Below are 12,388 nucleotides of genomic sequence, written 5' to 3'. Positions count from 1 at the left end.
GGTGGTTTGGAGAGAGGCCGTATCTGTCTTGTTGTTTCTCGTTCGCTTATACCGCCGGCTGTACCCGTGTCGAGACTCTCGCCACCCCGGAGTGGCGAGAATCTTGAATGACGTACAGCCGGTAGTATAGTAACAACCGGAACTATTCACACACTGATCACACAGCTATCGTGCGGTCAGGTGTGCATCGACTTCCAGTGGCTACTATATTAGTCCGCTTCCTCCTCGCCGGTCGATTCCGTGAGGGAGATGGTTCCGTCCTCGGTGATGACGACCCTGTACCCACAGAACGTAAACGCGATACCGCTGCCCTCAGTGGGCCGATTCGCGAACAGCGCATCGAGCGCTTCCGGGTCGACGACCGCGTGAAGCGGTTCGTACTCCGGCGGATGCAGTTCGTCCGGCGGAATCCCCTCGGCGTCCCCGACGGCCTCGACGACCGCACGGCTCGGCGGTTTGTGAACTGTCCCGTCGACGCTGTCGCCGCCACCCTCCATCGTCTTACCCAAACTTGCTAATCAGATCGAATAAAACTGTCTTTCTTGATTTCGTCCGCTGAGGGAGATCTATCGCCGTGGTCCGACAACGAACGAGCGATTTCGGACCGTCGACACGGAACCCGGACGTCGAGTTCCTGATTTGCAAATCAGGGCTGTTGTCAGTCGATCCGTATCGCTGGCTTCCCGGGTCGAGCCTTCCCCGTAAACGGTTCGGCGTCAGCCGTTCGAACGACGACGTCGGCCCCGAACTCGTCTTCGACCAGCCAGCGTGCGCGCTCGAGTATCGATCGTTCGTCGTCGAACCCGAGGACCTGTCCGCTAGCGCTCCTGCTCGCTCGTTCGAGTAGCGTACCTGTGAACTCCTCGATCGTCTCACGACCGGGCCCGTCGAATCCGTCCTCGGTAACGCGGTCGACGATGGTCGCCACGTCGACGCCGGAGTCCGCTTGCGCTGCGGTCAGTTCGGCGGTCCGGTACTTCCACTCGGGGGCGAGTACCAGTTCGATTCGTTCGGGTTCGTCGATGGCGGCGACGTCGACGATGTCCCGGACGTCCTCGAGCGTGGTTTCGACGAGTCGTCGCTCGAGTGCGTAATCCGACGGCTCGGTCGCCGGTTCGGGCCAGTCGGCTTCGACGACAAGCCCCTCTCCCCGGAGTTTGTTCCACAGTTCTTCGCCGAGGTGTGGTGCCATCGGGGAGATCAGCGCTGCCAGCGTCAACAACCCACGTCGGTAGATCTCACCGTGAGGGAGATCGTACTCCCGATAGCGCCGGAGGAGACGCGCGAGATCCCGAATTTCGGTGGCGGCGCGGTGGAACCTGAACCGCTCGTACTCTTCGGTGACCGCGGCGATCGTTCGATCGATCTCGTGGTCGAGATACGCGTCGTGTTCGCGACGTTCGACGCGAGTGGTCGCCGCGTCGACGAAGCGGGTCGCCATCCCGTAGAGTGTTTGCTGGAGGTCGTACGCACCGCGAACGTTGTTCGCGGTCCACTCGAAGTCCTGTTCGGGATGGGCTGCGGTAAGGACGAACAACCTCGTCGTCTCCGCTCCGTACTCGAGCGGGGCGACGACGTTTCCCTTCGACGTAGACATCTTCTCGCCGTCGTAAAGCACAGTCCCCTGCCCGAGGAACGTCTCGACCGGTTCTCGACACTCGAGCAGCCCGAGGTCGGCGAGCGCACGGCTCATAAACCGAATGTAGAGGAGGTGGAGGATCGCGTGTTCGTCGCCGCCAACGTAGACGTCGATCGGGAGCCACTCGTTCGCTCGCTCGGCGTCGAAGGGGGCGTCCTCGAGATCCGGCGAGAGAAATCGCAGGAAGTACCACGACGAATCGACGAACGTGTCCATCGTATCCGTCTCCCGGCGCGCGGGGCCGCCACAGTCGGGACACGTCGTGTGGCGAAACGAGTCGTGTTCCTCGAGCGGATTCCCGGTCGTTTGGACAAACTCCGGGAGTTCGACCGGCAGTTCTTCGTCGGGAACGAGGACGTGGCCACACTCCTCGCAGTGGACGACCGGGATGGGCGTCCCCCAGTAGCGCTGGCGCGAGATCAACCAGTCTCGGAGCCGGTAGGTGACGTCGGGTTCGATCGCGTCGCAGTCGTCGACCAGTCGTTCGCGGACGGACTCGGTCTCGAGGCCGTCGTACTCGTCGTTCCCGTCGACGATTCCCTCGCCGGTGTACGGTTCGTCTTCGATCGCTGGGTCCCCTTCCGACGTTCGCTCCGCACTTTCGGATTCGGGATCTGTAGCCTCGGGGCGTATCACGCGCTCGATCGGAAGGTTGTGCTCGAGCGCGAAGGCGTGATCCCGGTCGTTGTGGCCAGGGACGCCCATCACGGCCCCGGTTCCGACGTCCTCCAGGACGTAGCCGGCGACGTACACAGGCAACGTGTCACCCGTCATCGGGTTGATCGCCGTCGCGTCGGCGTCGACGCCGGAGAGCCCGACTTCGTCCGGACCGTGCTCGCGAACCATCTCCACGTAGTCGGCGACCTCCTCGTCGGTTTCCGCGAGCGCTCGCGCCAGCTCGTGTCCCGGCGAGACGGCGAGGAAGGTCGCACCGAAGACCGTCTCGGGCCGTGTGCTGAAGACGTCCACGGAGCCGTCTTCGATCGGCTCCGTCTCCGCGTCCGCAGTGACGTCGAAACTAATTCGTGTGCCTTCCTGGCGCCCGATCCAGTTTCGCTGGATTTCCCGGACGCCCTCGGGCCATCCCTCGAGGTCCTCGAGTCCGTCGTGCAGTTCCTCTGCGTACTCCGTGATCGTGAAAAACCACTGATCGAGTTCCCGACGCCCGACGGCAGTCTCACACCGCCAGCATCGGCGGTCGCCGTCGACTACCTCGACTTGCGCATCGGCGAGTACCGTCTCGCAGTCGGGACACCAGTTGACAGTCGCTGCCTCGTATTCGACGAGACCGGCCTCGTAGAGCCGTTTGAACAGCCACTGGTTCCACCGGTAGTAGTCGGGTTCACAGGTGGTGATCTCCCGGGACCAGTCGTAGCCAAAGCCCATCGTCTCGAGTTCTTCGCGCATGCGGCGGATGCACGCCTGTGTCCACGACTCCGGGTCGCTCGCACGCTCGTAGGCGGCGTTTTCCGCCGGGAGGCCGAACGCGTCCCACCCCATGGGGTGGAGGACGTCGTCGCCGCGCATCCGCCGGAAGCGGGCGTAGGCGTCGGTGATCGCGTAGTTTCGGACGTGGCCCATATGCAACGTCCCGGAGGTGTACGGAAACATCCCGAGGACGTAGGTCGGGTCCGTCGCATCGTCGACGAGTCGGTAGACGTCGTCGCGTTCCCAGACGTACTGCCAGAACTCCTGTACCTGCGCGTGATCGTAATGACTCGACATGGGCCCTCGTCCACTTCTGGGTGTGCCGGCTATATCATTGTTGGCCACTCGCGACGACACGAGAGCGGAGTCGACGAAAAACGGAAGTCCGACCGTTCTCAGCGCGTCCCGGCAGCCGTTCCAGCGGGTGCCCTGCGTCCGGCGGCGTAGGCGACGTAGGCGGCCATCGCCGCGGCGATGACACCCGAGACGACGTTACTCCAGACGAGGCCGTCTGCGGCCACCTCGAGACCGTCTATCGCAAACTGACCCTCGAGTGCGAACGGTGAAACGAGTATCCACAGCGCCAGCAGTGCAACGAGGGTCGCGACGCTGGTGCTGGTCGGGTGTCCCGTCGTAATACGATAGAAGTTGTATCCGGCCAACAGGAAGATCGCGGTGCCGATAGCGACGTTGTTCCACGTGATCGCCGCGGCGGTTTCGTAGACGAACGGGGAGAGCACAATCCACAGGCCGATCAGAGAAACGATTCCGCTCAACCACTTCTGTCCGTCCGGTTCTCCCTGATCACGCGTCTGTGCATCTGCCGGATCGTCTGTCGTGGGTTCACTCATCGATGATCGCCGTTCGCGGGATGATCGACTCCGCGCAAAAAGCACGACGACTGTTCACGCCGTCGGAGCGATACTCGCTAGAGGCGACGACACACAGCGGACAATCCGCTCGGGATTACCATCGGTAAACCAGTTTTACTCTTCGGTCGGTCGTCCCGACTCGGCCATCCCGATTTCGTCGGACCGATCTCGTCGGATCGAGCGGAGTCGAGCCTGCGTCGTCGAAACCGTCAGTCGATCGGGGGTGATAGTGTACTGAAACCGACTGAGGATGCTGATACTGTCGAACAGAACTATTTGAAGACCGGTCGCTCTCCTGCGGCCGTCTCCGATGGCGACGGCCGCGAATTCGCGACCGATTTCTCACTGACTTCTGTCCGACAGTATGGTACGGAGTCGTGTTTCGCCTTTCGAACACACGTCCCACTCCGAGACGTTCACAGAGATGTAAGGAGGAAGCCGACGACTCCAGTCGTGGGCAACTGACTTAAAGACCTCCACTATTCATCACGCATTCTCATAGCCACTAATAATGTGTCACCAATCACCATGGGTGTTGGTGCCAACATTCGGGAGTTCGGCCATTTCATCGAGGAGTGTGAAACGGGGATGGTCACCGTCCGTAACGTCGAGTTCACCGACTGCATCGATCCGGAAACCGGCGCGAATGCCGACGTCGATCTTGCGGTCTCGGCGTTCTCGGCGGGCCAACATCAGGAGCAATTCGAACCGGCGGACGTCCAGTTCGATTCAGACGGCCGGCTTCGGCTCACGCTCGAGTCTACGACTCCTGTCGTCCCGACGGCCGACTACGACGTCGAAGTACGTCCGACGGAGCCGACGATCGATGCGTCCGGTTCGGTTTCAGTTTCGGTTCGCGCCTCCGTTCGAGACGAACCCGAGTCGGCGAATCCCGGGGGACTCGAGGACGGATCGACCGATCGGGAGGGGGTCGAACCAACCGGTGAAAAAGGGGTCGAATCGCCGAGCGAAGAAGGAGCAAAAACAACCGACGAAGAAGGGGTCGAAGGGGCCTACGGAGAGGCTGTCGAAGAAGAGACGCGGACCACGAAAAGCGATAGCTCCGACTGCGTCCCCACGAGTGCACGTCGGGGAAGTGACGTTCCGCCGTTCGAAGATCCGGAACTGCTCGCGGAGGTGTACGACTCCTGTGACACGTTCGTCGAAATGAGCGAGGCGATCGAGATGGACGTCACCGCAGAGACGGTCCGGCGGTACATGATCGATTACGGCATTCACGAGCCGACGTCGTACGACACTGGCGGGAGCGAAAACGACGAACCGAGCGCGGATCACGATACCGACGTCGAAACTGACGAATCGGAGTCGGAATCGGATCGGTTCGCCGGCTCCGCTGACCGCACGGAATCGAATCGGTCCGCCGACGAGTCCGCGCCAGTCGTTCTGACCGACGGAATCGGCCTCCCCGACGACGTGACCGTCGAAGCGCTCGTCGATACGGTGTCGAACTCGGGTACGATTTACGAGGTAAGACACGACCTCGGCCTCGAACGCGACGAAACGTTCGAACTCCTCAGTCAACTCGACCTCGTGGAGTACGTCGTCGGACGGGTTGCGACCGAACACGAACGCGAAATTAGCTCCGAAGAGATCGTCGCCAAACTCCGAGAAACGTCGGTCGGGTAGCCCACGGTTTCGCTGTGGACGTTCTCGAGCGGTGAACAGTACCACCCGTGCTTATGTCCGTGTGTGTGGTTAGCATAGAGGATAGCGAAGTCCCACTATGGCCATCGTCATCGAGGTTCGATTCGCTCACGAGAACGGAGCGCTCGTCGATACGCTGGGGGCGATACCCGGGCTGACCGTCAGGACCGTTCCAGAGACGAGTACGGTTCCCGGGCGAAACGTCTACTTCTTCAGGTTCGGCGACGTCACTACCGAGGAACTCGAACCGGTTCTCGAGAACGATCACACCGTCGAGAAGGCGAAACAGGTCCCGGCAGTCGCCGATGAGCGAATGTGGGGGATCGAGTTCACCCCGGAGACGGAACTTCTCGCGCCGGAAGTTACGGAAGAGGGTGGGTTCGTTCTAGACGCACGGAGTTCCGCGGCGAATCGGTACCCCCGCGGATGGTGCGAACGGTGGTTCGTTCCCGCCGAGGACGGCGTCCACCGCATCTGGAATCACGCACGCGAAGCCGGGTTCGAATTCGAGGTACTCGATCTCCACCAGCGGTTCGGTGCGGACGCCACGGGAGGCGGGCCCGAGCCGCTGACCGACCGACAGCGAGTTGCCCTCGTGACGGCGTACGAACACGGGTACTTCAGCGAGCCTCGAGAAACGTCGTTAGAGGAGTTGGCCGAATCGCTCGGGCTCTCCCCGTCGGCGGTCAACGGACGCATCAGACGCGGACTCCGATCGCTCATCGAGGCGACGCTCGTCGTCGACGGGTCCGGCGATCGGTCGGTTCTCGACGAGCACAACGCCACGACGTACCGAGACCGGTACGGATCCGTTTCCGTTCAGATTCGAACCGACCAGGAGTATGGATAACCGCCCCGGTGAAATGACGATGCACCCAGGAGACCTCTCGCCATGATTTCGACGCACGTCTACGCCGAACATCCCGACCTCGCACTGACGGATACGATCCGATCGCTCTCGGACGGAGAGATTACCGTCATCTCCGAGGCCGGTACCGATCCACACCACGACGTGTACTTCTTCCGAATCGAGGCGACGGCGTTCGACGACGTGGAGTCGGCACTCGAGGCGGATCATACCGTCGCGGACTTCTCTCCAGTCATAGAAATGGGAGGTTCCAGAACTTATCGAATTTTGTATAGCAACGATGCAAAGCTCATCACGCCCGAGATCGCCGACCGTGGCGGGCTCACGCTCGGGTCGAAGAGTTACCTGAACGGCTGGTTGTTGCAGTTACAACTCGAGGGTCACGACGTCCTCTACGAACTCGGCGAGTACGCACGATCCGAGGGGATTCGCCTCGACGTGCTCAAACTGAAACAGGAAGACGAGTTCGACGAACGGACCGGATTCGGATTGACACCGTCTCAAACCGACGCGCTGGTCGCAGCGTACAGACACGGCTACTACGACGAGCCCCGCGAGATCACCCTGGAGGAGCTGACATCGGTGCTCGGCGTTTCTCGGACCGCAGTCAGTGGCCGTCTTCGGCGTGGCTCCGTTCGACTCGTCGAGGAATGTTTGATCGACGGACGTGATCGGTAACAAGTCAACGGCACTCATATAAATTAAAATATATAGATTTTGCTCAGTCATGAATGAAAAGGTGAACTTCTAGATAGTGTGTGATTTTACTGTGCACTAGCAGCAGTTACCTGAGTTAATCGGCCACTCCACGCCCACTTCGGAAGCATTATGGGTTCGAAATCTAATATCCTCATATGAGCCATCGAAACGCTGCCGAACGATCCGCGTCGAACGAATCCTCTGCTCCCGATTTCTACCTCCCCGGAACGCCGACGAACTCGGGCATTACCGGTCGACTTCTGAACAGCCTACCGACGCTGTTCGGTCGGCGGGGGAAGGTCCGTGGCGACCGCCGGCGCGAGCAGTGAGACGACCCCAATCGCGATAGACCGGTAAGACCGCGACCGGTCCGCTGGTGTCCGGAACACCAGTCCGGCCGAATCGACGTCACCGATGCTGGTCGAGCGTCTCCGCACGCCACGACTCGAGGTCGAGTACCTGGTTGAACGCGTAGATGTGGACGCCGCGTACGTCGTAGTACGGATCGGTCGCGTACGGGGCGATTCCCTCGACGAGGTCGGCCGGGGTGTACATTCCGCGAGCGCCGACGAACCGGCGAACGAAATCGAGTACCCCGGTCGTCTTTTGCAGGAATCGAACCGAATCACCAACGCCGACTTTCTTCGAGATACCGAGCAACCGCTGGTACTTCATGACGCCCGGAATGCCGATCTCGACCGGGAGGTCGACGCCACGGTCCCGGACGTCCTCGATCCACTCGAGGATCGTCTCGGCGTCGTAACACAGCTGGGTCACGATGTAGGTGGCGTAGGGCTCTTTTTCTGCCATCGACTCGGCGAGGACCTCATCGTCGAGAAACGCGTGTCCCTCGGGATACCCGGTAATCCCGACGTCATCGAACCCGGAGTCGAGTTCGTCGAGTGCAGACAGCAGTTCGTAGGCGGACGAAAACTCGCCGACCGGTTCTTCGCGATCGCCGCCGGGGACGAAGACGTCGGTGACGCCCGCATCAGTGAGTCGCCCCGTGAGTTCCTCGAGGTGTTCCCGGTCTCGAACGTACCGCGCGGCGACGTGGGGGACGATCTCGTAGCCGCGCTCAGACGCCCGTTCGGTCCAGTCGATCGTCGCTTCCAGGCCGAGCGTCGGTGAGGTCGTGATGGCGACTTCGGCCCCCTCAGGCAGGTGTTCTAGCTGTTCGTCCATGCTCTCGAACGGCATCAGTTCGAACCGCGGCTCCTCGAGTAACGTCCTGATGCCCTCACCCGTGTCGATGCGTTCTATTTCCGATGCCATCTACTCGATTCGAACCAGGGTGTCTGTCGACTTGTTTCGTGCGGGTCGGTGACCGTCCCCGTCAGCGACGGCTGTGGACGATCGGTCGGCCGTCGAGTCGGTGTTTCCGGCGGTATCGATTGGTCGACCTCGTGGATCGCCCGGACGACATCGTGGACCACTCGTACGGTCGGCACCACCGTGCGTGTCGCTCATTCGGTCGATTTCTCCCGTGCGTTCAGTTTCGCCTGCTCGCGGGCGCTCGGGTTGACCGACGGTTTGAACGGAACTTCGGAGACTTTGGCGTACACCGGCTCTCCGGGTTCCTCGGCGTACTCGTCGGGGAGGTGAACCTGGAACTCCGTCTCGATTTCGCCGTCGTACACCTCGGAGACGTCGCCGTCGAGTTTCGCCGCGGGGACGAACCCGAGTGCGAGATTCGTCTCGAGTTCGGGGTTGTACCACGGCGAGGTGACGTATCCACACTCCTCTCCCGTCTCCGGGTCCGAGATGAGCCAGAAGTCCGGCGCGTAGTCCCGGATCGGCTCGCCGGCGAGTTTGAGTCCGACCATCTTGTGGACGAACGGGTACTCGCCGTCCGCGATCAGGTCCCGCTGGCGCTCGAGTTCTTCCTTGCCGACGTAGTCGGCGTCTTTGTCCTCGGGGACCTGATAGCCCAGGTTGACCTGAAACGGCGACGTCTCGTGGTCCATATCCTGTCCCCACGAGAGGATTCCCGCGGCGATGCGGCGGTGGTGGGCCGGTGCGACCTGCATGCCACCGTGGTCTCTGACGGCCTCGAGGACGGGGTCCCAGACGGCTTCGGCGTGTTTCGTCGCGTCGTGAACGTAGATTTCGAACCCCTTCTCGCCGGAGAAGCCAGTCTGGCTGACCAGTACCGGACAGCCGTCGATCTCGGCTTCCATCAGGCCGTAGTAGGGAATCCCTTCGACCTCTTCGCCGACTACGTCGACCATCACGTCGACCGACCGCGGCCCCTGGATCTGCATCGGCGCGACATCGATTTCGTCGATCTCGACGTCGAATCCTTTTCCGACGTTGACGCCCTGTAGCCACTGCATCAGCGTCGAATCCGAGATGGAAAACCAGAACTCGTCCTCGCCGGGACGCAACAGGACGGGATCGTTGAGGATCCCGCCGTCTTCGTTACACAGGATGACGTACTTGCCGTGCATCGGTTCGATCTCCGTGGCGTCCCGGGTGATGACGTAATCGGTAAGCGCCTCCGCGTCAGGGCCTTCGACGCGGATCTGGCGTTCGACCGCGACGTCCCACAGGGTGACCCGGTTGACGAGCGCGTCGTACTCCTCCATCATACCGCCCTCTTCGGGTTCGACGAGCCCTCGAGGGTGATAGATCCGGTTGTAAACCGTGGCGCGCCAGGCACCGTTCTCGACGAACGATTTGTGGAAAAACGGTGATTTCCGGACGCGCGTGGAGACGAGCATCTCGATACCCGGATCGCCTGACTGGCGAAGGTTTCTCGGGACCGTCCGATCGGACTGATCGACGCTCGGGTAGTTCGGGTGGTCCTGACTCTCCGTCCGCGGCGGTTGGCTGTCGGACATTACGATACACATGTACGACACAGCACATAAATGTGGGAGTGGCAAGGGTCTTCCTGCGGAGCGGATATCGATAAACCCGGATTTGGTGGCCGATAAAGCCCAGAATACGTGCGATCGAATTCGATCACCGTCTTCCAGATGCTGTTCCAACAAGTGATATAATTCGTACATTTTGTGGAATCGTATCGACGAAGTGGTCCCGCGAGATCCTCTTCGATCGTTCGATGACCCTGTGAACCGTCCGATCATCCTGTGTATTGATACCGATGCACGGTGACCTGGTTCGGTGAGGGCTGGAGAGACGCCCACACCCGACAGTGGGCGAGGAAGTAACGAACGATGATCCACGACTCAGAGCGCAGTACCGCCAGAACGGGACAGTTTCGAGCGAGCAACCAAATCGACCGAGACGAGAGATCGAACCAGAACCGGAACGAGCGCAGCAACCGACTCCTCCGGTATCGCCCCCTCACAATTCGCGTCTGGAGGGCGATACGTTGTGCTTCGAGAACTCGCTCGGACCAACGACGGGAGGTGACCCGGCGATGAGCGACGGAGACGAATCCGTTTCGTTCGCCGATATCGAGGCTGCACGGGAGCGACTTGACGACCCGTCGGTCGTCAAACGAACGCCGACCGAACGAAGCACCTCCCTCGAGTCGATGACCGGTGCCGCAGAGGTCGTCCTCAAACTCGAGCATCTCCAGTGGACTGGCTCGTTCAAGACGCGGGGCGCGTACAACAAGATCAGACGCTGTCTCGAGGAACGAGGTACCGAACGGGTCGTCGCAGCCAGCGCCGGCAACCACGCACAGGGCGTCGCACTGGCTGCGACGAAACTCGGGATCGAATCGACGGTCGTGATGCCGAAGACCGCTCCCCAGACAAAAATCGACGCGACCCGCGGCTACGGCGCGTCGGTCGAGCTCGTCGGGCAGGACTTTCAGGAAGCGACGACCCACGCACGAACGCTCGCCGATGAGGGAGAGGCGGAGTTCGTCCACGCCTTCGACGATCCGGCGATCGTCGCCGGGCAGGGGACGCTCGGACTCGAGATGGTCGAGGACTACCCGGCCGCGGAGACGGTCGTCGTTCCGATCGGTGGCGGTGGTCTAATAAGTGGAATTGCGACCGCCTTCGCCGAACGAAGCCCCGACACGCGGGTCGTTGGCGTTCAGGCGGCCGGGGCCGTGACGGTTCTGGACAGCCTCGACAAGGGCGTTCCACAGACTCTCGAGTCGGTCGATACGATCGCCGACGGAATCGCGACCGGCGGCGTCTCGGAGCTGACGCTGTCGATCATCGAACGCCACGTCGACGAAATCGTAACCGTCACGAACGGGGAAATCGCCGACGCCGTCCTCGTCTTGCTCGAGCGGTCGAAGCAACTGGTCGAAGGGGCCGGCGCGGCCGCAGTCGCGGCGATCCAAGGCGACGAACTCGACGTCGAGGGGGAACGCGTGATGCCGTTGCTCTGTGGGGGCAACCTGGACATGACGATGCTCCGGGCGATACTGATCCACGCCCTGACTCACCGCCGGCAGATCCTGCGACTCCGCGTTCACATCGACGATCGACCCGGGAAGATGGCGGAACTCTCGGGAGTCATCGCGGACCACGATGCGAACATTCAGACCGTTCGACACGACCGTGCCCTCGAGGACTTAGACGTCGGCGAGGCCTATCTCATCTTTCAGGTCGAGACGAGCGGTGCTGAACACGCCCGCAACATCGTCGAGTCGATCACCGATCACGGCTACGACGTCGACGTGGTGAACCGTGCGCCTGCGGAGTCGCCGGTGGGGAATTACGGGGCCGACGGATAGTGTTTTCTCCCGGATGTCTCCAGCCGAAACACGATCTCGGCGTGGACTCCGCGATGCTACGACCGTCTCGGTGAATCGCTCCGGGAGGCCCCCGACGACGGGAGCGCGGACCGGATCTGCCCGATCGCGTCCTCGAGTTCGTCGACGACGAACGACTCGGATTCCCCACTCGCCAGTTCGAGGCGGAGAGAATCCGTCGGCGGCCCACCGTTCTCGCCGCCGGATGCTCGCGCTGCGTCGTCGATATCTCGGACGTCGATTGCGACCGTTTCCCCGCCGAGGAGGGAGTCGATCAGATGCGGGCTGAACAGGAGTCGCTGGTCGGTGAGGTACAGTTTGCCGCCGAGGGGTCGCCGATCGGGTCGGAGGTAGTTGACGTGATACGTGGCGATCGTCTCCTCGCCAGGGTTCGCGTCGTGACTCGCGACCCACCAGCCACCGATATCTCCCATGGTACTTACTAACATGACACGGGTAGAAGAGCGTTTCTCTCGCTCGATCTATAGTCGTCGATAGAACGGATCCGAACGGCCCGTTTGGAACTGTTC

At 61.6% G+C, this 12,388-nt stretch carries 11 protein-coding genes; 5 read left to right on the top strand and 6 right to left on the bottom strand.

The window, feature by feature from the left end; genetic code table 11:
• Positions 1-209: 209 nt before the first annotated feature.
• From EA473_RS04185 to EA473_RS04175, 3 genes are all read right to left on the bottom strand, one after another.
• On the bottom strand, positions 210-497 hold the full coding sequence (locus EA473_RS04185) for a HalOD1 output domain-containing protein (protein ID WP_124194410.1): 288 nt from the start codon (positions 495-497) through the stop codon (positions 210-212).
• A 161-nt stretch (positions 498-658) separates the two neighbouring features.
• On the bottom strand, positions 659-3,364 hold the full coding sequence (gene leuS, locus EA473_RS04180; RefSeq protein ID WP_124194409.1) for a leucine--tRNA ligase: 2,706 nt from the start codon (positions 3,362-3,364) through the stop codon (positions 659-661).
• Positions 3,365-3,462: 98 nt separating this feature from the next.
• Positions 3,463-3,918, bottom strand: a complete 456-nt coding sequence (locus EA473_RS04175) for an SPW repeat domain-containing protein (protein ID WP_124194408.1) — start codon at positions 3,916-3,918, stop codon at positions 3,463-3,465.
• A 534-nt stretch (positions 3,919-4,452) separates the two neighbouring features.
• On the opposite strand from EA473_RS04175, the gene EA473_RS04165 reads away from it, so the two are divergent.
• The 4 genes from EA473_RS04165 to EA473_RS22160 all read left to right on the top strand — a co-directional run bounded on the left by EA473_RS04165 (position 4,453) and on the right by EA473_RS22160 (position 7,500).
• Positions 4,453-5,586, top strand: coding sequence for a hypothetical protein (locus EA473_RS04165; RefSeq protein ID WP_124194406.1), 1,134 nt, complete (start codon positions 4,453-4,455; stop codon positions 5,584-5,586).
• 97 nt (positions 5,587-5,683) lie between these two features.
• Positions 5,684-6,454 carry a helix-turn-helix domain-containing protein gene (locus EA473_RS04160; RefSeq protein ID WP_124194405.1) on the top strand — a complete coding sequence of 257 codons (771 nt, stop codon included), beginning with the start codon at positions 5,684-5,686 and terminating at the stop codon, positions 6,452-6,454.
• Between the two features lie 42 nt (positions 6,455-6,496).
• Positions 6,497-7,150, top strand: a complete 654-nt coding sequence (locus EA473_RS04155; RefSeq protein ID WP_124194404.1) for a helix-turn-helix domain-containing protein — start codon at positions 6,497-6,499, stop codon at positions 7,148-7,150.
• 176 nt (positions 7,151-7,326) lie between these two features.
• The gene (locus tag EA473_RS22160) at positions 7,327-7,500 is read left to right on the top strand and encodes a hypothetical protein (protein ID WP_165875200.1); all 174 of its coding nucleotides are present in this window, start codon (positions 7,327-7,329) and stop codon (positions 7,498-7,500) included.
• Positions 7,501-7,579: 79 nt separating this feature from the next.
• Here the strand turns inward: EA473_RS22160 and EA473_RS04150 are convergent, their stop codons facing one another.
• The gene (locus EA473_RS04150; RefSeq protein ID WP_124194403.1) at positions 7,580-8,446 is read right to left on the bottom strand and encodes a methylenetetrahydrofolate reductase; all 867 of its coding nucleotides are present in this window, start codon (positions 8,444-8,446) and stop codon (positions 7,580-7,582) included.
• 191 nt (positions 8,447-8,637) lie between these two features.
• On the bottom strand, positions 8,638-10,014 hold the full coding sequence (locus EA473_RS04145) for an aminomethyl transferase family protein (protein WP_124194402.1): 1,377 nt from the start codon (positions 10,012-10,014) through the stop codon (positions 8,638-8,640).
• Between the two features lie 545 nt (positions 10,015-10,559).
• Between EA473_RS04145 and ilvA the strand changes: the two genes are divergently transcribed.
• Positions 10,560-11,840 carry a threonine ammonia-lyase gene (gene ilvA, locus EA473_RS04140; RefSeq protein WP_124194401.1) on the top strand — a complete coding sequence of 427 codons (1,281 nt, stop codon included), beginning with the start codon at positions 10,560-10,562 and terminating at the stop codon, positions 11,838-11,840.
• 56 nt (positions 11,841-11,896) lie between these two features.
• Here the strand turns inward: ilvA and EA473_RS04135 are convergent, their stop codons facing one another.
• Complete coding sequence (locus tag EA473_RS04135) at positions 11,897-12,292, bottom strand: GRAM domain-containing protein (RefSeq protein ID WP_165875199.1); 396 nt, start codon at positions 12,290-12,292, stop codon at positions 11,897-11,899.
• Between the last annotated feature and the right edge of the window lie 96 nt (positions 12,293-12,388).

The sequence above is a fragment of the Natrarchaeobius chitinivorans genome (assembly GCF_003841505.1).
In the GTDB taxonomy this organism is placed as follows: Archaea; Halobacteriota; Halobacteria; order Halobacteriales; family Natrialbaceae; genus Natrarchaeobius; species Natrarchaeobius chitinivorans.
Note: the sequence above shows the minus strand (reverse complement) of the source record. Positions and strands in the feature narration are given on the sequence as shown.

What these genes read in the sequence shown, in the direction of transcription:
- EA473_RS04175 (WP_124194408.1), bottom strand. Translation starts at nt 3,918, where the DNA reads ATGAGTGAACCCACGACAGACGATCCGGCAGATGCACAGACGCGTGAT.
- EA473_RS04160 (WP_124194405.1), top strand. Translation starts at nt 5,684, where the DNA reads ATGGCCATCGTCATCGAGGTTCGATTCGCTCACGAGAACGGAGCGCTC.
- EA473_RS04145 (WP_124194402.1), bottom strand. Translation starts at nt 10,014, where the DNA reads ATGTCCGACAGCCAACCGCCGCGGACGGAGAGTCAGGACCACCCGAAC.
- ilvA (WP_124194401.1), top strand. Translation starts at nt 10,560, where the DNA reads ATGAGCGACGGAGACGAATCCGTTTCGTTCGCCGATATCGAGGCTGCA.
- EA473_RS22160 (WP_165875200.1), top strand. Translation starts at nt 7,327, where the DNA reads ATGAGCCATCGAAACGCTGCCGAACGATCCGCGTCGAACGAATCCTCT.
- EA473_RS04135 (WP_165875199.1), bottom strand. Translation starts at nt 12,292, where the DNA reads ATGGGAGATATCGGTGGCTGGTGGGTCGCGAGTCACGACGCGAACCCT.
- EA473_RS04155 (WP_124194404.1), top strand. Translation starts at nt 6,497, where the DNA reads ATGATTTCGACGCACGTCTACGCCGAACATCCCGACCTCGCACTGACG.
- EA473_RS04150 (WP_124194403.1), bottom strand. Translation starts at nt 8,446, where the DNA reads ATGGCATCGGAAATAGAACGCATCGACACGGGTGAGGGCATCAGGACG.
- EA473_RS04185 (WP_124194410.1), bottom strand. Translation starts at nt 497, where the DNA reads ATGGAGGGTGGCGGCGACAGCGTCGACGGGACAGTTCACAAACCGCCG.
- leuS (WP_124194409.1), bottom strand. Translation starts at nt 3,364, where the DNA reads ATGTCGAGTCATTACGATCACGCGCAGGTACAGGAGTTCTGGCAGTAC.